At 55.5% G+C, this 19,717-nt stretch carries 14 protein-coding genes and 1 rRNA gene; 8 read left to right on the top strand and 7 right to left on the bottom strand.

Annotated features, from left to right (window positions below; all coding sequences use genetic code 11):
- Positions 1–378: 378 nt before the first annotated feature.
- The 3 genes from EBB79_RS17015 to EBB79_RS17005 all read right to left on the bottom strand — a co-directional run bounded on the left by EBB79_RS17015 (position 379) and on the right by EBB79_RS17005 (position 4,144).
- The gene (locus EBB79_RS17015; protein ID WP_127749996.1) at positions 379–1,296 is read right to left on the bottom strand and encodes an MYG1 family protein; all 918 of its coding nucleotides are present in this window, start codon (positions 1,294–1,296) and stop codon (positions 379–381) included.
- Between the two features lie 398 nt (positions 1,297–1,694).
- Entirely contained in the window at positions 1,695–3,521 is a 1,827-nt protein-coding gene (locus EBB79_RS17010) for a methyl-accepting chemotaxis protein (protein ID WP_127749995.1), read from the bottom strand.
- A gap of 44 nt (positions 3,522–3,565) precedes the next feature.
- Complete coding sequence (locus EBB79_RS17005; RefSeq protein WP_127749994.1) at positions 3,566–4,144, bottom strand: hypothetical protein; 579 nt, start codon at positions 4,142–4,144, stop codon at positions 3,566–3,568.
- 259 nt (positions 4,145–4,403) lie between these two features.
- Here EBB79_RS17005 and EBB79_RS17000 point away from each other — a divergent pair, with 259 nt between their 5' ends.
- The gene (locus EBB79_RS17000; protein ID WP_127749993.1) at positions 4,404–4,751 is read left to right on the top strand and encodes a RidA family protein; all 348 of its coding nucleotides are present in this window, start codon (positions 4,404–4,406) and stop codon (positions 4,749–4,751) included.
- 29 nt (positions 4,752–4,780) lie between these two features.
- On the opposite strand, the gene EBB79_RS16995 is transcribed toward EBB79_RS17000, so the two are convergent.
- The 3 genes from EBB79_RS16995 to EBB79_RS16985 all read right to left on the bottom strand — a co-directional run bounded on the left by EBB79_RS16995 (position 4,781) and on the right by EBB79_RS16985 (position 8,930).
- Positions 4,781–6,979, bottom strand: a complete 2,199-nt coding sequence (locus EBB79_RS16995; RefSeq protein WP_127749992.1) for a hybrid sensor histidine kinase/response regulator — start codon at positions 6,977–6,979, stop codon at positions 4,781–4,783.
- A complete protein-coding gene (locus EBB79_RS16990) occupies positions 6,976–8,154 on the bottom strand; it encodes an FIST N-terminal domain-containing protein (protein WP_127749991.1) in 1,179 nt (392 codons plus the stop codon). Before EBB79_RS16990 ends, EBB79_RS16995 begins: the two co-directional genes overlap by 4 nt.
- Before the next feature lie 113 nt (positions 8,155–8,267).
- Positions 8,268–8,930, bottom strand: a complete 663-nt coding sequence (locus EBB79_RS16985) for a LuxR C-terminal-related transcriptional regulator (RefSeq protein ID WP_420850341.1) — start codon at positions 8,928–8,930, stop codon at positions 8,268–8,270.
- Between the two features lie 220 nt (positions 8,931–9,150).
- On the opposite strand from EBB79_RS16985, the gene EBB79_RS16980 reads away from it, so the two are divergent.
- From EBB79_RS16980 to EBB79_RS16965, 4 genes are all read left to right on the top strand, one after another.
- Entirely contained in the window at positions 9,151–10,038 is an 888-nt protein-coding gene (locus EBB79_RS16980) for a LysR family transcriptional regulator (RefSeq protein ID WP_127749990.1), read from the top strand.
- Between the two features lie 94 nt (positions 10,039–10,132).
- Positions 10,133–11,821, top strand: a complete 1,689-nt coding sequence (locus tag EBB79_RS16975; protein ID WP_127749989.1) for an NAD(P)H-dependent oxidoreductase subunit E — start codon at positions 10,133–10,135, stop codon at positions 11,819–11,821.
- Positions 11,822–11,824: 3 nt separating this feature from the next.
- A complete protein-coding gene (gene fdhF / locus EBB79_RS16970) occupies positions 11,825–14,599 on the top strand; it encodes a formate dehydrogenase subunit alpha (RefSeq protein ID WP_127749988.1) in 2,775 nt (924 codons plus the stop codon).
- An 80-nt stretch (positions 14,600–14,679) separates the two neighbouring features.
- Entirely contained in the window at positions 14,680–15,333 is a 654-nt protein-coding gene (locus EBB79_RS16965; RefSeq protein ID WP_127749987.1) for a hypothetical protein, read from the top strand.
- A 51-nt stretch (positions 15,334–15,384) separates the two neighbouring features.
- On the opposite strand, the gene EBB79_RS16960 is transcribed toward EBB79_RS16965, so the two are convergent.
- Positions 15,385–15,666: a DUF1330 domain-containing protein gene (locus EBB79_RS16960; RefSeq protein ID WP_127749986.1), complete on the bottom strand. Its 282-nt coding sequence runs from the start codon at positions 15,664–15,666 to the stop codon at positions 15,385–15,387.
- A 118-nt stretch (positions 15,667–15,784) separates the two neighbouring features.
- Between EBB79_RS16960 and EBB79_RS16955 the strand changes: the two genes are divergently transcribed.
- The 3 genes from EBB79_RS16955 (at position 15,785) to EBB79_RS16945 (ending at position 19,427) form a co-directional block, all read left to right on the top strand.
- Positions 15,785–16,639 (top strand): LysR family transcriptional regulator, encoded by an 855-nt coding sequence (locus tag EBB79_RS16955; RefSeq protein WP_238704939.1) that lies wholly within the window; start codon positions 15,785–15,787, stop codon positions 16,637–16,639.
- A 100-nt stretch (positions 16,640–16,739) separates the two neighbouring features.
- Positions 16,740–17,279: an NADPH-dependent FMN reductase gene (locus tag EBB79_RS16950; protein ID WP_127749985.1), complete on the top strand. Its 540-nt coding sequence runs from the start codon at positions 16,740–16,742 to the stop codon at positions 17,277–17,279.
- A 676-nt stretch (positions 17,280–17,955) separates the two neighbouring features.
- Positions 17,956–19,427, top strand: a 16S ribosomal RNA gene (locus EBB79_RS16945).
- Positions 19,428–19,717 lie beyond the last annotated feature (290 nt).

Below are 19,717 nucleotides of genomic sequence, written 5' to 3'. Positions count from 1 at the left end.
ATGACGAATTTTCTGACGTTATGGTTGGAGAATGCGTCTAGTAAGACCTTTAGGGCTATTCAGGTTGAGGCTGGGCTGCCCTTATTTTTCTCGACGTTTGATAGGCAGTCTGAACTGCATAAAACTACTCGAAAGATCGGTTTTGCGATGATCTGGAATTTGATCCTGCACCTTTTGCGTTTAGGGAAGGAGAGCGGGAGCTCGTTTTTTGTCAGCTCCAATGCCGGGTCCCATACCGATTCCTTTTGCTAGATAAATTACTGTTTTCTAACTAGAGTCGCGCTTGAAAGTAGCGCGCACCCTGGCCACTAGTTCATCCAGTATAATAACGGTTTTAATTGCAATTGAGTTCAGACAATGCGTGGCTATTCCGAGGCTTTAAGTAACGCCCTGCACCGCAATTTCGGCCAGTTTCAAAATGGCCTCGCGGGTGCTGGCAACAGCGATAAAACGGGCGTTATGGCAAAACTTGGCGCCTTTGACACCGCTGGCGTCTTCGAGAGCAGTATCTGTCAGGCCTGCCCAAGCCGCTGGTAGATCGGCGCGTTGCTCGAAGGTGTCATTTGACAGTTTAATGCCGTTGAGTGTCCAATCATTGCCGCGTGGGTGGATCACGAACAACATGTGGTCGGCCCCGGCCTGATCAAGTGCAGAACGGTAGGGCATACCCATGGGCAGTTCGAGTATGACTGACGGGCCGGCTTTGGCGATGGCCTTGGCCACGATACTCTGGGCCCGGGCTTTTGCGGCGAGATTGCCAATTTGGGCTTCGACAAATCGTCGCGCTATGGGCAATGCCGAAAAAAACGCATCGTCGTCAGCTGTTGGCGATGGGTCGTCGAACACCGGCTTTAAGCTGCCCAAAAGTGTGGGCAGGGTCAGAATTGACAGCGGACCCGCAACGGATGGTTCCATTGCGCCGTTGTCCAGGAGGTCAATCGGAAGCACGAATTTGGTGTCGAACTTGGTGTGGATCGCCTCGATATCATCGGCAGGAACGCCCATCTCTGCCATATACGCGCGACCATAATGCGCCCATATCAGGCCAAAGGAGCTGAACGGTTGACCGTCGCCACGCAGCGGGCTGGGACGCTGGTGGTGATCAAAGATCTGCGCTTCGCCGTCATAGGCTCCGCCTACATCGAAAATGATCTTATGGGGCGCGGGCGTGATCCACTGCCGATCCCGACTGCGCAGCAGTTTGGCCTGAGGGAACAGCTGCGTGAGCACAACAGAAGACAGCAGTTCGTCCGCATGAAAGCCACCCGAATGGGTCACAAGATGGGTAATTGTCATGGGCGCGTTCCAGAGAGTTGGTCATTTGGATAAAGGGGACCAGATCGGCCGACCCTAAAGAGATGTCTAAGATTATTTGTCAAAGCTATGCAGCCAGTTCAAGCAAATATTGCAGGAAAAAGAAGCACACTCATCAGTCTCTATGTAGTGTCCTGAATCTTCGCCAGATCAAGGACTTCACAAGGGCCTTGGTCTGGTTCAGGTGCTCTTTCGAGCAATGCTTGCTAGGAAGAGAGAAACGCGGCGGCATCAAGCTGTGACGGGGTCACCCCCCCAGCCGTGTGGCTAAGACGTGTAGAAGTGACAAGGCCCATCAAGGGCGCCAAACAAAACAGCGCAGAGCTGCGGGGCTTTGCGCTGTTTTTGTCAGTCATAGTTCATTGTTCGCTGGTGACGCTTTAAAAGTCTTCCCAGCTGGAGGCGCGGCGTGGTTCTGGAGTGGCGAAATCCGGTTCGTGTGCAGAGAAAACAGAGCTCTCCATAGATCCGGTTGTGGCCATTTCAGGTGGCGGCATGGCGCTGTCGTTGTTGCCTGTTTTGAAGATCGACACCTGGCGGGCTAATTCACCGGCGTCATTGCGCAGCAGTTGGCTGGCAGCGGTGGATTCTTCGACCATTGCTGCGTTGTGCTGGGTCACCTGGTCCAGTTGCAACACCCCCGAATTGATCTCGGCCAATGCGACGGATTGTTCCGCGGCACCAGAGGCAATGCCTATTACGTGACTGGAAATGGTGCCTACACTATCAATGATTTTCCGCAGCTCTTCGCCGGTGCGATCGACAAGATCGACGCCGTGTTTGACCTGCTGCGAACTGTCGCTGATCAGCTGTTTGATTTCCTGAGCCGCGTCAGACGAACGCTGCGCCAGCGCCCGTACCTCAGACGCAACCACGGCAAACCCGCGGCCTGCTTCGCCAGCCCGTGCCGCCTCGACGCCGGCGTTAAGTGCCAACAGGTTGGTCTGGAACGAGATGTCGTCGATCACCGAGATGATCTGCGAGATCTGTACCGAGGATTTTTCAATCAGCGACATGGCATCGACCGCTTCACGTACAACGATACCACTTTGTTCTGCGGTAGAGCTGGCGCTGGATACGATGCCTTCGACTTCTTTTGCACCTGACGCTGCAGATTTCACGCTGGCTGTCAGTTCATCCAAAGCAGCGGCTGTCTGTTCCAGGGTGGCCGCCTGGCTTTCAGTGCGTTGCGAAAGGTCGTTGGACGATTGGTTGATTTCTTCAGAGCTACTGCGGATTTTTTCAGAGTTGCCAATCACTGCGTCAATGATGCCAACCAATGTGTCAATCGTGCGATTATAGTTCTCGCGCAGCACTTCGTAATCACCTGCAAAAGTTTGGTCGATTGTTTGTGTCAGGTCACCTTCGGACAGGCGTTGCAACGCCCCAGTCAGGGTGTCGACGACGCGGCTTTGTTCTTCCTGCGCGTGGATACGCTCATTCTCTACTTCGCGGGCCTTGGACAGCTGAGTTTTTAGGTTCTCGACAGTTCGGGCAATGGCTCCAATTTCATCACCACGGTCAAGGTGGATCGGATCCTGATCGTAAGTGCCGTCGGCAATCTCATCAATCAATCCACCAACATCCTGCAGGGGACGGGTCAGAATCGAGCGTAACGCGAAAGTTGAAATGATGCACATAATCAGAAACGCGACACCTGCCACCAAGTATGAGATCATTTTAGCCCTGGCGAGTTCGGCAAGAGCCAGATCTGGGGACCAGATGATCGCGACTGAACCGACAATACTGTCGCCTTTGGCGCCAGCGGTTGCGGGCATAGCGATGTAATACCCGTCACCTGTTGTTTCACCGGCACCGGTCGCAAAGGCGGTAGTGGCAAGTGTGACCAGTTGGGCGGCTTGGGTTTCGTCGGCCGTGCCTGAACTAGCAATCACTTCGTTAGAGCTGTTGGTTGCAATGGCGTAAACCGCACTGCCATTGGATTCTTCCAGAATGCGATCCAGCGCAACCTGAACGCCACTGGCATCGCCAAACCGCATTGCGCCACCATTGCGCGCACCGGCAGCATGAGTGATTTCTGAAGCAAGTTTCAGAATGCCGTCTTTTATGGCCGTGTTGACCATCCGCTGGGACTGAAACATCAAGACAGCAGCCACAATCAAAGTCGTTGCCGATATCAACAAGGTACATTTGATAAAGACCGACATTCCGTTGAATACGGGTGTAAGTGGATTACGAATTTTCATGTGAATGCCTTATGTGTTTGCAGTCCTAGCGAAAGATATTTGATTTAGATCAAGGTTTCTGCATCAACGCCGATAGTCATCGCGCCAATAGCCTGTCCGGTTTTTGGATCTGTGATCGTCAGCGAAATTTGGCCCTGATAGCTTTGGGTCGATTCATCAAGCTCAACATCACCAAAGTGAACGGCATCGGGGCCGACACTGTAGGTTTGCGAGTGTTTGGCCTCATCGCCCTGCCACATATCCGATGTCATTCCGGATGCAGCAACGTTCAGTCCATGGGCATCCATGATGAAGATTTCAGTGACGCGGCCCCCAGACGCCTCGACTTGCCCACGCAGGAAATCTGCAGCGGCACTCACAATAACCGGGGTAATCGTCGGTGTCGTTGGAGTGCCAATTTCAGCGCGCCAAGCCAGATCCAGTTGGTCGATCATCCCCTGATCATACCCGCTGGTCAGTTCGTTCTGAGCGTTGATAGCATCCACCAAAATGGGCGAATGAGCCCAGGAGCGGACTTCGTTTTCTAAGTAAGCAGACATGGCTGGCGCATATTCATTTGCGGATACAGTCGTGGCAAAAGCGGGTGCCATGGCTGCCAAAACGGCAAGTGTAGTCAATTTCATTGGTAGTTCCCTTGTGTAGTAACCTCTGAGTGGAAGAGGACGAGCTAGGAATGAGTGAATGGAATTAATTGGCCATTAAGCCACCGCAAAAAAACTCGTTAAACTTTTATGTACCCTGGGCTCGCGGGGTGATTTTTTTGTCGGTTTTTACCGAAACTCTGCCGTTGACCCTGTCTCTTGGGGCGGTGGCGAATTAGAAAACAGTGATATGGGTCGTCTCTGTTGGCGGCTTCGGATGAATAGTTAGGGAATGTAACAAATGTCTGAAATTACGCGCAAACACACAGGTGCCCGGATGAGCCAGATTGTGATGCATGGCGACACGATCTATTTGGCCGGGCAAGTTGGGACAGCCGGAGACAGCGTTGCTGATCAAACCCGCAGTTGTTTAGAAAAAATTGATACTTTGTTGGCTGAGGTCGGCTCGGACAAGACACGTATTTTGCAGACAACCATCTGGTTGGCCGATATGGCGGACTTTGCAGAGATGAATGCAGTCTGGGATGGCTGGGTCGCCGAAGGGCATGCCCCAGCGCGGGCCTGTGGTGAAGCAAAACTGGCGCGGCCGGATTTCAAAGTCGAGTTTTTGGTGACCGCCGCACTTTAGCGGTTTAAGGCCTGGCAGTCATTTCAAGCCTATGCGGTTGGCAGGCGGTTTAACAACAACTGGCGCAAGTCGGCAGGATTGATCGGCTTATGCAGCAGATCTGCAGATATGGTCTTGCACAACATGGCCAGTTCGGGATTGCGGTTGGCCGTTATCAGACAGGCGGGCAGGGGGCCGTGCTGTTGCCTGAGATGGGTAATGGCATCGCTGCCCAGCAGCCCGTCGTCCAGTTGGTAATCGGCAATCACCAAATCTGGGGCGATGTCCACTTCTTGTAGCAGGGACATCGCTTCGCGCTCGCTGGCGCAGGCAAAGACGTCCAACCCCCAGGCTTCCAGTGCCACGGTCAGGGCACTGCGCAGGCCAGTGTCATTCTCAATCAACAGAACAATTGCAGATGGCAAGGCGGCTTGGCCGTACCCCTCAATTGGTGCGGGATCTCGTGTTTCCTGCGGGTTAGAGAGCGGCAGAACCACGGAAAATATGGTTCGGCCGACCTCGGATCGCAAATGTAACGGATGATCAAGTAAATCGCAGGCGCGTTTCACGATGGTCAACCCAAGGCCAACACCTTCGGTCGGGCGCGACGGGGTGTTTAGGCGGTGAAACTCATCAAAGACACGCTGATGTTGATCTTGGGGAATGCCGGGGCCGGTATCGTGGATTTCGATCCGCAAGGTGTTCCCGTGGCGACGGCCCCCGACCAAAATTTTTCCACGGGTGGTATAGCGAACCGCATTGGAGATCAGGTTCTGCAGAATACGCCGTAGAAAAGTGGCGTCGCTGCGCACTGTGGCGCTGGGCAGAACAATGCGGAAATCCAGCCCCTTTTGTGCGGCCAGTGGTGCCAACTCGTCGCTAAGCTGGCCCAGCATATCGCCCAGTGCCACATCAGTCAGATCGACGGCCACCTGACCGCTGTCCAATTTGGATATGTCAAGCAAGGCCTCAAGAATGTCTTCGACCCCAGCCAGTGCGTTGGTGGCTTTATCCAGGTGGCTCAGCAGTTCCGGATTGCGGATACCTTCCGTCAAAGACGCCATATACAGCTTTGCCGCCGACAGGGGTTGCATCAAATCATGACTGGCAGCAGCAACAAACCGGGTCTTAGAGGCATTGGCCCGCTCGGCGTCCCCCAGCGCCGCCTCCAGTTCCAGTGTGCGTTCGACCACCCGGCGTTCCAGCGACTCGTTGGCCTCGGCCAGGGCCCGCGCGGCGCGGCGCTCGGTGGTGATGTCAGTGAAGGATATGACGAATCCGCCGTCGGGCATTTGCTGGGCAAAGGCTGTCAGCGCGCGGGCCCCGATGAGCACTTCAAAGGACAGTGGTGTTCGATTGTTTTTACGGACCATCCAGTCTCGCAATCTGGTCGCGGAATTGGGGTCGGGAAACTGACCATGGTCGTGTAAAAACTGGTGTAGCCGCTCGGCCCGGCTGCCAAGTGTCAACAGGTGCATCGGTAAGGTCAGAAGCTCGCTGGCACGCTGGTTGCTTCCCGCCAGTAAATTGCTCGTATCGAAGATACAGACCCCTTGATCCAGGTGGTCTAATGTGGCCCGGATCAGCCGAGCCTGATCGTCCAGCAAGCGGTCCCGTTCGCGCCGTTCCAGCCGCATCATATCAGTGACATCGGTCTGCAGGATCACGGTGCCGCCGTCATTGGTGCGTTGCTCACTGATCTGCAACCAGCGCTGTCCCGCAATACGCGAATTGAAAACCGCGTGTTTCTCACGGTGGTGCAGCATCCGCCGTTTGGCCCATTGCCCTGGGGATACGCCTTTCGGCAGGGCCAGATCGTTGCTATGCGAAACCAGCTGCACGTAGGTTTTAAATTTCAGCCCAGGCAGCAACCGCGGGTGCACATCGCGCATCCATTTGCCAAACCGGCTGTTACACATCACCAAGGTGTCATTGGCGTTGAACAAGGCAAAGCCATCGTGGATGGTTTCAATTGCGTTGCTCAGGTCGGCGCGCGCGGTTTCAGTGGCGGCATTGGCCTGCGCCAGCTGATTGTGGGTCAGGTTCAGCTGATCCAGTGCCTGTTCCAGATCGAAGGTCCGGTTGCGCACCTCCTCCTCCAGCAGCGCGGCACGTTCAAACTGAGCATAGGCCAAACCAGATTCTGCCGGGCTCTGCTCAACCCGCCGCATCAGCGTTTCGGCAATCTTCAGCAGCTTCTGGTTCTGCCGTTCCAGACTGTCGGTGGGGATGACCAGCGTGTGGCTCATACCTCGGAGCCTTCTGAAGATACCGTCGGTGGATAGATTGCTACCCCTGTCAGGGTCTGGTTCACATGCATCGAATTCACCTGTTCTCCATAGGTAGAAAAGCCAAACACCCGGTTGGCAGACAAGATGCGCGAGACCGCGTTCGCCTGCTGCTTTTGCTCGGCGTCGATGCGGCGCAACAGGCAATCGCAGGCGAGTATCATATCTGGCGCTGCCGGGCTGTTCAGATGCAGCATTTCCTGCTCCAGGTGCCGAACCATGTCCTGTTGGTCAGCCAGCGCCAGCACCATGCCTTCGTCAATGGCTGAAAAAAACACCAGCGCGCCGTCTGGCGCGACCCGCTGGATGGCGCGCACATGGTGTTGATCGCCCAAGCGCACCAGCAATGGGTGGGCAGCAAAGGTAAAAGTCGACAGTTGCTCTGGGTCCTTGCCCAGGATCCGGGCCAGCTCGCGTGCGGCGGGTTCCGCATTGATTTCATGCACCCGCCGCTGCCCGGGATCGGCGGCAGTGACCACCATACGGGTGTCTGTCGGGGTCAGATTGTCAGTTTTGAACACCCTGACAGGACAGCGCGACCTGATCTGCGCCAGCACCGCCGCGTTGTCATGGGCCTGTCCGTCAAACAAAACCGAGGTGTGCTCAAAGGCATCGCCATCGCCGGCTGATCCACCAAACAGTGGCACAGGACCCAAGCCGGCAGCCAATTGCCCGGTTAGCGCGTCCTCGCGGCGGGACAAACCGTCAACCATCAGAAATGCAAATTCCGAGGTCCAGTCTGGCGCTTGCTGAGCCATCTGGTGGCGGTTCCGGATAATCCGATCCAGGGCGGGCTGCACCTCGCTGGTCTCAAGGTCCTCGATCAGGGTGCAGCGTGCGATGAAATGGGATTTTGGAAACCCAATGGCAACAATGCCACCTTTGCCATAGCCATCCTGAGAAATCTCTCCAGCGGTGGTGCAGCCAATCACCGGAACCGGTGCAAACAGCGAGCAGGCGTCAGCCGTAATTTGCGCGATATCGCCTTGGGGCGACACAAACATCACCACCAGCTCCAAATCAACATTTGGTAGATCCGACGTGGAATCGGCTGTGGAATCGGTTTGGCGCGATAACCCCTGATACAACTGCGCAGCCACCTTGGGGTGGCGGCCATCGACATGGGCTGTTCGCATCAAAACGGGCGCGGAGTTCAGGGGATGTCTCAGACTAGGGGACCCTTGTTATGACTGCTGGTTATAACGGCCAGTGTGATACCCTAGGCGGCGCTGCACCGCCGGGGCAAGACTTAGTGAAAGCCGGCATCCTTTGCCCGCAAAACCGCCTGAGTTCGGCTGTGCACCGCCAGTTTACGCATGATAGCAGTGACATGCGCCTTAACCGTTGTTTCAGCGATTGTCAGATCATAAGCAATCTGCTTGTTCAATTTCCCCTCACAGATGAGCCGAAGAATGCGGGTCTGCTGCTGCGTAAGGCTGCGGACCCGGGTGGCCGCGTCGTTGCCAGTTGGTGCCTTGACCACAGGCAACAGCACATATCCGGGCGGTACAAAACGCTCGCCCTGACGCAGACAGTCCACGGCGGCCCGAAACACGTCGCGTTCGCTGTGTTTGGGAATGAATCCAGATGCGCCACCGTGCAGCGCTGCACTGATTACCCGGTTGTCAGCCATGGATGAAATCACCAGAATTGGAGCCTTGCTCAACCGCTTTACTTGCTTCAACCCCTCCAGTCCCTGCACATCCGGCAGGTTCAGGTCCAGCAGGATCAGATCCGGCCCAGTCTCCAGTATAGGTAACGCGTCCTGCAAACAGGGCGCAGTTTTAATGTCTTGCAACCCAGCAACCGATTGCATGGTCATGACCAATGCATCGCAAAACAAAGGATGATCATCGATAATCAAAGCCGAAGTGAAAATGATGGGGTCAATTTTGGCTGCCATTAACGTCATGCTGGGGCTCCTTGCGCGGGCAGATTAGCAAACCAAATCAGATGGTCAAATTGCACCTAGGTCGCAGAGGCTCCCGATAGATCCTTCATCTGGCCAAAAATATCCTCGGGGGTGCGGGGGCAGACAGCCCCCGTCCGGGTTCCTCTGGTCTCTTTACCCTGTTCATTTCCCCGTATCAGGGCCAAGATACGCATTAGGAATTGCGTGATGAGAGCCCCGAATGATCGAGTTGAAAGACCTGCAACTGTTGGCCGCCCTGGCGCGACACCAGCATTTTGCCAAGGCGGCGCAGGACTGTGGCATTTCTCAACCGGCCTTTTCCATGCGCATTCGCAATATGGAAGACAAACTGGGCGTTTCAATCGTGCGGCGGGCTAACCGGTTTCAGGGGCTGACCGAAGAAGGCCAGATGATTTTGAGCCGCACCCGCGGAATTCTGGATGACGTCAAAGCGCTGGAACAGGAAATCGCCGCCAGCAGGGGCCAGGTGTCCGGGACTCTGGTCCTGGGTGTGGTTCCAACCGCGACGGCCTATGCCGCCCAACTGGTCGATCAACTGCTGTCCTTGCACCCGAAAATTCTGCCCCGTATTGAAGTCACCACCTCGCTGGCAATCCAGCGGCGGCTGTATGATGGCACCATCGATGCCGGTATCACCTACGACGACAGTCTGGGCCGGGATATGGTGACGCTGCAATCGCTCTACGATGAAACCTATGTGCTGTTGGCCCCACAAGCGATGGTCACTGGGTTTGAGAGAAGTATCCGCTGGGCCGAGGCTGCGGAATTGCCGCTCTGTCTGCTGGATCCACAGATGCAAAACCGTCGAATTCTAGACCGGGTTTTTGACGATCTTGGGCTAAAACCCACCATCGTGTCTGAAAGCAGCGGCTTTATGGCGGCCATGGTGATGGCCCGGCTTGGGTCTGCCGCGACAATCCTGCCGCACGCTCTGGTCGATGCGCTGGGTGATCTGGATGGAACCCGGGTGCTGGCGCTGGTCGATCCTGATCAGGCGCGGCCAATTTGTATCGCCACATTGGACCGCACCCCCGAGCTAACAACCGTACGGGCGCTGAAAACATTGGTTGCTGACCTTTCACGATAAGCTATCGTTATCGTGTCATTCGATATTTGAATTTGACGATATTCATCTCTGATGACATTGCGCTTGGAAAGACAGGTGCGAATTGGAGATCATCATGGCCCCTTTGGATGACAGCAAAGGCGTTTGGAAGTCAGGTAAAGGCAAGGGCCGCAAAACGCCCAAAGGCCGCCAGGTTGACGATACTGCGTTGGCGCAGGTTCAGGCTTTGCTGGGCGATCGCCCGCGCAACCGGGACCTGCTGATCGAGTTTATGCACTTGATTCAGGATCAACATGGCCACCTCAGCGCCGCGCATATTCGCGCCTTGGCCGAAGAGATGCGCACCGGTCAGGCCGAAATCTACGAGGTTGCCAGCTTTTACGCCCACTTTGACGTGGTGCGCGAGGACGATACGCCACCACCCTCTCTAACCATCCGGGTCTGCGATTCCCTGTCCTGCGAGCTGGCTGGGGCCGAGCAGCTGCAAAAGGCGCTGGAAGACGGGTTGGACGCGACCCAGGTCCGCGTCTTGCGCGCACCCTGCATGGGCCGCTGCGACACCGCGCCGGTGCTGGAAATCGGTCACAATCACATTGACCACGCCACACCGGAAAAAGTGCAGGCAGCGATCGCGGCCAATGACACCCATGCGCATGTGCCCGACTATGAAGGCTACGACGTCTATGTGGGTGAGGGTGGCTATGCCCAGTTGCAAGAGCTGCGGGCCAATGGAGATTGGGAAGCGGTTCAGGCCAAAGTCAAAGAGGCCGGTCTGCGCGGTCTGGGTGGTGCTGGTTTCCCCTCGGGTACCAAATGGGGTTTTGTGCGCGCCAACGAAGGCCCGCGCTATCTGGCGGTCAATGGTGACGAAGGCGAGCCCGGCACTTTCAAAGACCGCTATTACCTGGAACGCACCCCGCATGTTTTCCTGGAGGGCATGCTGATCGCCGCATGGGCCGTCGAGGCAGACAAAGTCTTTATCTATATGCGCGACGAATATCCGGCGGTGCTGGAGATCCTTGCGACCGAGATTAAGGCACTGGAAACAGCCGGCATTGTTGAGCCCGGTTACATCGATCTGCGCCGCGGCGCAGGTGCTTATATCTGCGGTGAAGAAAGCGCGATGATTGAAAGCATCGAGGGCAAGCGCGGCATGCCGCGTCACCGTCCGCCCTTTGTGGCGCAGGTGGGTATTTTTGGCCGTCCGACACTGGTGCATAACGTTGAAACGTTGCTGTGGGTCGCCAAGATCTGCCGTGAAGGGCCGGAATGCCTGAATGCGGTTGAGAAAAACGGTCGCAAGGGTCTGCGGTCCTACTCTGTCTCGGGTCGGGTGCAGAACCCCGGCGTACATCTTCTGCCTGCCGGTTCCACCATCACGGATGTGATCGCAGCCAGCGGGGGTATGCTCGACGGTCATGTCTTTAAGGCCTATCAACCCGGTGGCCCGTCTTCGGGTCTGCTGCCGGCATCAATGCATGACGTGCCATTGGATTTTGATACATTGCAACCCCATGGCACCTTTATCGGCTCTGCTGCGGTGGTGGTGCTGTCGGATCAGGATTCCGCCCGTGATGCGGCGCTGAATATGCTGCGCTTCTTTGAAGATGAAAGCTGTGGCCAGTGCACCCCGTGTCGGGTCGGTTGCGAAAAAGCGGTCAAACTGATGGGCGCTAAGAAATGGGATCAGGATCTGCTGGAAGAGTTGAGCACCACCATGGTGGATGCCTCGATCTGTGGTCTGGGTCAGGCGGCGCCGAACCCGATCCGCATGACCATCAAGCATTTCCCCGAGGAGGTATAAGCCATGAGCACTGTTAATTTCATCCTCGATGGCAAAGAAGTTTCGGCCGACGCTGGACTGACAATCTGGGAAGTCGCCAATGGGCGTGGACTGATTATCCCGCATCTGTGTCACAAGCCGGCCCCCGGCTATCGCCCTGACGGCAATTGCCGCGCCTGTATGGTTGAGGTCGAAGGCGAGCGGACTCTGGTTGCCTCCTGTATCCGCGAGGCAGCGGACGGTATGGTGGTCACCACCAATTCTGCGCGCGCAGAAAATGCCCGCAAGATGGTTGTGGAAATGCTGATCGGGGACCAACCCGCCCGTGAAGATTCGCATGATAAATCCAGCCATCTCTGGGACATGGCGGACCTGAACGGGGTTTCGGAGTCACGTTTCCCCAAGCTGGAGAAAGCCCGTATTCCGCTGTTGGACGACACCCATGTTGCGATGTCGGTCAATCTGGATGCCTGTATCTCGTGTAACCTGTGTGTTCAGGCCTGCCGTGAAGTGCAGGTCAACGATGTGATCGGCATGGCTGGTCGCGGACATGATGCCTATCCGGTGTTCGACATTGCCGACCCGATGGGTGCCTCATCCTGTGTTGCTTGTGGCGAATGTGTACAGGCCTGCCCAACCGGGGCGCTGATGCCCTCGGCTGTTCTGGACGATGCAGGGCAGGGCGATTCAAAAGATTTCGACAGTGAAACCGAAAGCGTCTGCCCGTTCTGCGGCGTCGGTTGCAAAGTCTCGCTGAAGGTCAAGGACGGCAAGGTCAAATCGGTCGAGGGCATCAATGGCCCGGCGAACGAAGGCCGCCTGTGTGTGAAAGGTCGCTTTGGCTTTGACTATATCCACCACCCACACCGGTTGACCAAACCGCTGATCCGTCGTGACGATGCCCCAGCCAAGGGGTTGAACGTTGATCCCGGCAATCTGGGCACCCATTTCCGCGAAGCAACTTGGGATGAAGCGCTGGATTTGGCAGCCAAGGGTCTGGTTGACCTGAAGGACACCCACGGTGGTCGTTCGGTTGCGGGCTTTGGCTCGGCCAAATGCACCAATGAAGAGGCCTATCTGTTCCAGAAGTTCATCCGCCAGGGGTTCAAGCACAACAACGTCGACCACTGCACCCGTCTGTGTCATGCCTCATCCGTTGCGGCACTGATTGAAAACGTTGGTTCCGGCGCTGTGACCGCAACCTTCAACGAGATCGAAAACTCGGATGTGGCGATCATCATTGGATCCAACCCGATCGAGAACCATCCCGTTGCGGCGACCTATTTCAAACAGTTCACCAAACGCGGTGGCAAGTTGATTGTGATGGATCCCCGCGGTGTCGGCATGCGACGCTTTGCCGAAGAAATGGTGCAGTTCCGTCCCGGTGCCGATGTGTCGATGCTGAACGCGATCATGAATGTGATCGTCGAGGAAGGCCTGTATGATCAGTCCTATATCGAGAAGTACACAGAGAACTGGGAGGCCGAGAAGGCCCATCTGGCACAGTTCACCCCTGAAGCGATGTCGGAAATCTGTGGTGTCAGCCCAGAGCAGCTGCGCCGTGTCGCCCGGATCTATGCCAATGGCAAAGCGGGGCTTATCTTCTGGGGCATGGGCATTTCGCAGCACATCCACGGTACCGATAACTCGCGGTGTCTGATCTCGCTGGCGCTGATGACCGGGAATGTCGGCAAACCGGGGGCCGGTCTGCACCCACTGCGGGGTCAGAATAACGTGCAAGGCGCCTCGGATGCGGGTCTGGTGCCGATGTTCTTGCCTGATTATCAGTCGGTGATGGATGATGGCATTCGCAAGTCGTTTACTGATGTTTGGGACAGCGATGATTTCAGCAATGAAAAAGGCCTGACCGTGACCGAGATCGTGGATCAGGTCTATGCTGGCAATATCAAGGGCATGTATATTCAGGGTGAAAACCCGGCGATGTCGGACCCGGATGTGGATCACGCCCGCGATGCCTTTGCCAAGCTAGAGCTGATGGTGGTGCAGGATATCTTCCTGACGGAAACGGCGAACTACGCCGACATCATCTTGCCGGCCTCGACCCTGTATGAAAAGAACGGCACGGTTTCCAACACCAACCGTCAGGTGCAGCGGGTCCGCCCCGCCGTCGCGCCTCCGGGTGAGGCGCGCGAGGATTGGTCAATCACCACGGATCTGGCGCAGCGCATCGGGCTGAACTGGGACTACACCGAGGTGAGTCAGGTGTTTGACGAGATGAAACTGAACATGAAGTCGCTGGACAATATCACCTGGGAGCGGTTGAAGACTGAGACAATCACCTATCCGTCGTTGCACGAGACCGATCCCGGTCAGGCGATTGTGTTTGGCGATGGTTTCCCGCGGGTCGATGGTCGGGCCAAGTTCACCCCGGCCTCGGTGATTGCACCGGATGAAGCGCCGGATGCCGAATACCCAATGATCATGACCACTGGTCGCCAGCTGGAGCATTGGCACACTGGGTCGATGACCCGTCGCTCTAAGGTGCTGGACGCGGTTGAGCCCGAGGCAAACTGTTCCTTGAACCCCAAAACGCTGCGCCAGATGGGTGTCGAGCCCGGCGATATGGTGCGACTATCAACCCGCCGTGGCTCGATCGAGATCATGGCCCGGGCGGATCGGGCGATTGCCGAGGATATGGTCTTTGTCCCCTTTGCCTATGTTGAGGCAGCGGCCAATGTTCTGACCAATCCGGCAATCGACCCCTACGGCAAGATCCCCGAGTTCAAATTTGCAGCGGTGCGGGTGGAAAAAATCGAGGGTCAAATCGCTGCTGAGTAAAGATTAACCTTTTAAGGTTGTGAATTGCGTGCTTAAAATCAGGCGGTGGTTGTGCCGCCTGATTGTATTTGGAGCGCGTGATGGATGATGAAGTAGTGTCAGATACCCCAAGAGCCCCTCAGGTCGAACAAAAGCAAAGCGTGCCACCGGGCGTATCTTTGGCGCAACGGGTGATGTTGGTCTGTGGTGCGGTTTTGATAATTACCGGTGCCGGTGCTATTTTGTACGGGCTTTGGCAAATCACCGGCCCTTCCGACAGGGCAAAACTGGCAGTTGAAATAGCTGCCCAGACGGACTCGGCTTTATGGGCGTTTATTATTGCAAATAATGAAGTCGTGTTGTTTTTAGTCTCAGGTATTTCGTCGATACTCTTGGGGACAGGCCTGATGCGCAAAGCCGTGGCCGCCACGGCGCAGACTATAGCCGATAAAGACCGTTCGCTTCTTGAGCCTCTGATTAGAGATCATAGTGGTGATGCTATCGGGCAGTATGTACGGCTGGCAAGTTTATCAGGAATGACTGGCGTATTCACCAAGTTAGGTTTTACTGGGTTGCCGCTTGCTACCGCTGGATTGGGCGTTTTCTTGATTCTTCTCGCAGTTTTTGAAAAAGATGCTGGTACTGCTGCACAACTGATGGACCTAGCAAAATTAGTAGTTGGTGCCTTCATCGGCTCGTTTGTTCAGCGAAAAGCTGCAAGCCAGGGTGACAATGCTCCCGAGCAAAACTTGTGAATAAGTAATGTTTCCATCGCCGGGCGGGTGTCCGGCGATGGGTTCGTTAAGTTAAGCCATCAGAGTTACGGTGCTTTTGCCAGCGCCTCGGCGCAGGGCGTGAACCTCGGCCAATTCTGGGTCATTGATCCAGGCTTTAGCGGCGTCGGCAGTTTCAAATTCCAGAATGGCACCGAGACCCGTTTCGCTGCGTGTACCTTCAAGCACAGTTTGCTGAGGGGTGGCCTGTACAACGCGGCCACCATGTTTGGAAAGCGCATCGCCTGCCTTTTCTTTGTAAGCGGCCAGTGACTCTGGCGCAGTTACGATAATGTTTGCGTAGGCATAAACCATTTTGAAGCTCCGTGTTTGAATGACACGGCATACATGGAAGGAAGAGAGGCAAACGAAAACACGTGCATTTGCACACATGGCATGCGTAAATGCTTGGATGCAGGTGAACTGGGATGATATGCGAACGGTTCTTGCGCTGGTGCGGGCAGAGACGCTGGCTGGCGCGGGTGAGGCGTTGGGGGTGACCTACACCACAGTCGCCCGTCGGGTGCAGCGGGCAGAAGAGATGTTGGGCCAATCGCTGTTTGAGCGCCACCCCGACGGGTACCTGCCCACAGCACAGGCCCACAGCATGGCGGACGCAGCTGAGCAGATGGAACAACAAGAGCATCAACTGTTGCGCCAGCTGGCGGGGCAGGATCGATCCTTGTCAGGCCCCTTTACCCTAACCGCACCACAATTGTTGATACAGGCGCAACTGGCCCCGGTGCTGGCTGAGTTTACGTCGCGCTTTCCCGAAATAGAGCTAAGGGTGAAAGCAAGCAACGACCTGCTTGACCTAACCCGGCGTGAGGCAGATTTGGCCATTCGGATCAGCGCCGATCCCGGTGATACTCTGGTGGGGCGGCGGCTTTGTGAACAGCGCAGTGCCTGTTACGCTTCGCCCGAGCTGGCGCAACGCGCTGCTGAGGATCCAAGTGCACCATTAGACTGGGTTTTGTTCTCAGAACATGCCACCGCCCCCAAAGCAGCACTGGCCTGCTACCCAAATGCGCGCATCCGAGGGCGGTTTGATGACATGGTCGCACTGATCGCGGCGGCACAGGCCGGAATGGGTGCCTTGCGTCTACCCCTATTCCTGGCGCGCGCGACCCCTGGGCTGGTGCCCCTTCCGCAGGTGCCCACAACTCCATATGCGCCGATTTGGATGCTCAGTCACCGAGATCTACAACATGCGGGCAAACTGGCTGCCTTCAAAGGGATGTTATTACCCTGGTTCAAAAAGCATGCGGATCTGTTTACCCACCATTGACCCTATTTCCTCGCTTTGTTTTAGCTCTGGCCAAAGGAGTATCAATGCAAAGCCAAATGAAAGACACGCCGCCCATGAACAGCACTGTTAGGCAATGGCGATGAAGCTTCTTGCTCTCTCTGGGAGTGCCCGTACAGCTTCAACCAATACAGCCATGCTGGACAGTTTCTGCCGACTGGCCCCACCTGACATTGATCTTGTACTCTATCATGGGCTGGCCGACTTGCCGATATTCTCTCCTGACCGTGAAGGTGAGAATGCTCCGGCAATGGTGAATGAGTTCATTTGTGCTGTTCATCAAGCCGATGGAATCATTGTCGCCAGTCCTGAGTATGTCCGGGGCATCCCCGGTGGATTGAAGAATGCGATAGATTGGCTGGTGTCCGGCGACGAGATCATCGCCAAGCCGATTGTTCTGGCCCATGCCTCTCATCGCGGCTCGGATATGCTGGCTTCGCTGCGATTGGTGCTGGGGACTGTATCACACCGGTTCAATGCGGAGCTGTTTGTGCAGTTTCCTTTGATGTCGCAAACCCCACAGGATGTGCGACGCACATTGGAGACCAAAGGGAACACGTCGATGATCGTGGCCTTCCTGAAGGAATTTAGCACCTACATCGTCCAATCCGACACTGATTGACCTGTTTTCTGTCCGATTCTGTTTCTTTCTTGGTGTGAGTCTGTGGATAGATCTGTGGATAGGGCTAGACGATTGGATTGTGGGGTTGGATTTGTGTTGATTGGCGGTTTTGGCGTTGAAAATTGCGTCAAGGCTTCTGACTTTATTATGGCTTAAGCGCATGTTTTTGTTTAATTTATGTGGCTGGCATTAAGAAACTTAGCATTTCGTTGATTTATGGGTTGCGGGTTTGTTGTGATATCCCTAGAACCCCCCTTACCGGCGGCGCTGAGGTGTTGTTGGGGACGCGGTGGAGAGACACTGGGACGCTTCGGAGAGACGGGGAATGGAGGAGAGGGTTAAAGCGGGCGCGCTGAGAGATTGGCGCATCTGTTTGATTTTTGTCTCTGGGATCTAATGATCTAGGACCTTTGGTCTGTTTGCTCTTTGAAAATTTATATATCTGAAGAGATATGTGGGCGGTTTGGTTCATTCGATGGATCAACCTGTGCATATATCAACGCTGGTAGGGATTGTATGTAAATGCGGTACCGATGACCAGTGTCAGCTTCACTGTTTGGACGGCTTTTGTTTCTTTGGAAACTTGAGCACAACCAAACGGTTAAACTGTCCCATTTGAACAATGGGACGATATGTGCAGAGGTTCGACGTCAAGGATAGCATTGCAAGATGCTTTCAACTTGAGAGTTTGATCCTGGCTCAGAACGAACGCTGGCGGCAGGCCTAACACATGCAAGTCGAGCGCACTCTCAACCTTCGGGCGGGGAGCGAGCGGCGGACGGGTTAGTAACGCGTGGGAATGTACCCTTCACTAAGGAATAGCCTCTGGAAACGGAGAGTAATACCTTATACGCCCTTCGGGGAAAGATTTATCGGTGAAGGATCAGCCCGCGTAAGATTAGATAGTTGGTGGGGTAATGGCCTACCAAGTCTACGATCTTTAGCTGGTTTTAGAGGATGATCAGCAACACTGGGACTGAGACACGGCCCAGACTCCTACGGGAGGCAGCAGTGGGGAATCTTGGACAATGGGCGCAAGCCTGATCCAGCCATGCCGCGTGTGTGATGAAGGCCTTAGGGTCGTAAAGCACTTTCGCTAGAGATGATAATGACAGTATCTAGTAAAGAAGTCCCGGCTAACTCCGTGCCAGCAGCCGCGGTAATACGGAGGGACTAGCGTTGTTCGGAATTACTGGGCGTAAAGCGTACGTAGGCGGATCAGAAAGTATGGGGTGAAATCCCAGGGCTCAACCCTGGAACTGCCTCATAAACTCCTGGTCTAGAGTTCGAGAGAGGTGAGTGGAATTCCGAGTGTAGAGGTGAAATTCGTAGATATTCGGAGGAACACCAGTGGCGAAGGCGGCTCACTGGCTCGATACTGACGCTGAGGTACGAAAGTGTGGGGAGCAAACAGGATTAGATACCCTGGTAGTCCACACCGTAAACGATGAATGCCAGTCGTCGGGTAGCATGCTATTCGGTGACACACCTAACGGATTAAGCATTCCGCCTGGGGAGTACGGTCGCAAGATTAAAACTCAAAGGAATTGACGGGGCCCGCACAAGCGGTGGAGCATGTGGTTTAATTCGAAGCAACGCGCAGAACCTTACCAACCCTTGACATCCTAGGACAACCTGAGAGATCAGGCCTTCCTTCGGGACCTAGTGACAGGTGCTGCATGGCTGTCGTCAGCTCGTGTCGTGAGATGTTCGGTTAAGTCCGGCAACGAGCGCAACCCACATCCTTAGTTGCCAGCAGTTCGGCTGGGCACTCTAAGGAAACTGCCCGTGATAAGCGGGAGGAAGGTGTGGATGACGTCAAGTCCTCATGGCCCTTACGGGTTGGGCTACACACGTGCTACAATGGCAGTGACAATGGGTTAATCCCAAAAACTGTCTCAGTTCGGATTGGGGTCTGCAACTCGACCCCATGAAGTCGGAATCGCTAGTAATCGCGTAACAGCATGACGCGGTGAATACGTTCCCGGGCCTTGTACACACCGCCCGTCACACCATGGGAGTTGGGTCTACCCGAAGGCCGTGCGCCAACCTAGCAATAGGAGGCAGCGGACCACGGTGGGTTCAGCGACTGGGGTGAAGTCGTAACAAGGTAGCCGTAGGGGAACCTGCGGCTGGATCACCTCCTTTCTAAGGATGTTTCTAGCCAGATCAGCTTGCTGATCTCATGAAACACTTAGCAGATCTCCTCTTCTCACGAAGGGGCGCCCGAAATGGGTGAATGATCATAGAGACGCAAGTCTCAGTCTGGGATCGCAAGATCTTAGGCAGAGCCAGGCCGTCCTCATATCTCTTCAGACAACCGAGCCCTGATCTCAGGGTTCAGCAAGGGCCTTAGCTCAGCTGGGAGAGCGCCTGATTTGCATTCAGGAGGTCAGGAGTTCGATCCTCCTAGGCTCCACCAAGCATTGGCCCTTGTG

It is taken from the genome of Parasedimentitalea marina, assembly GCF_004006175.1.
Classification (GTDB): Bacteria; Pseudomonadota; Alphaproteobacteria; order Rhodobacterales; family Rhodobacteraceae; genus Parasedimentitalea; species Parasedimentitalea marina.
Note: the sequence above shows the minus strand (reverse complement) of the source record. Positions and strands in the feature narration are given on the sequence as shown.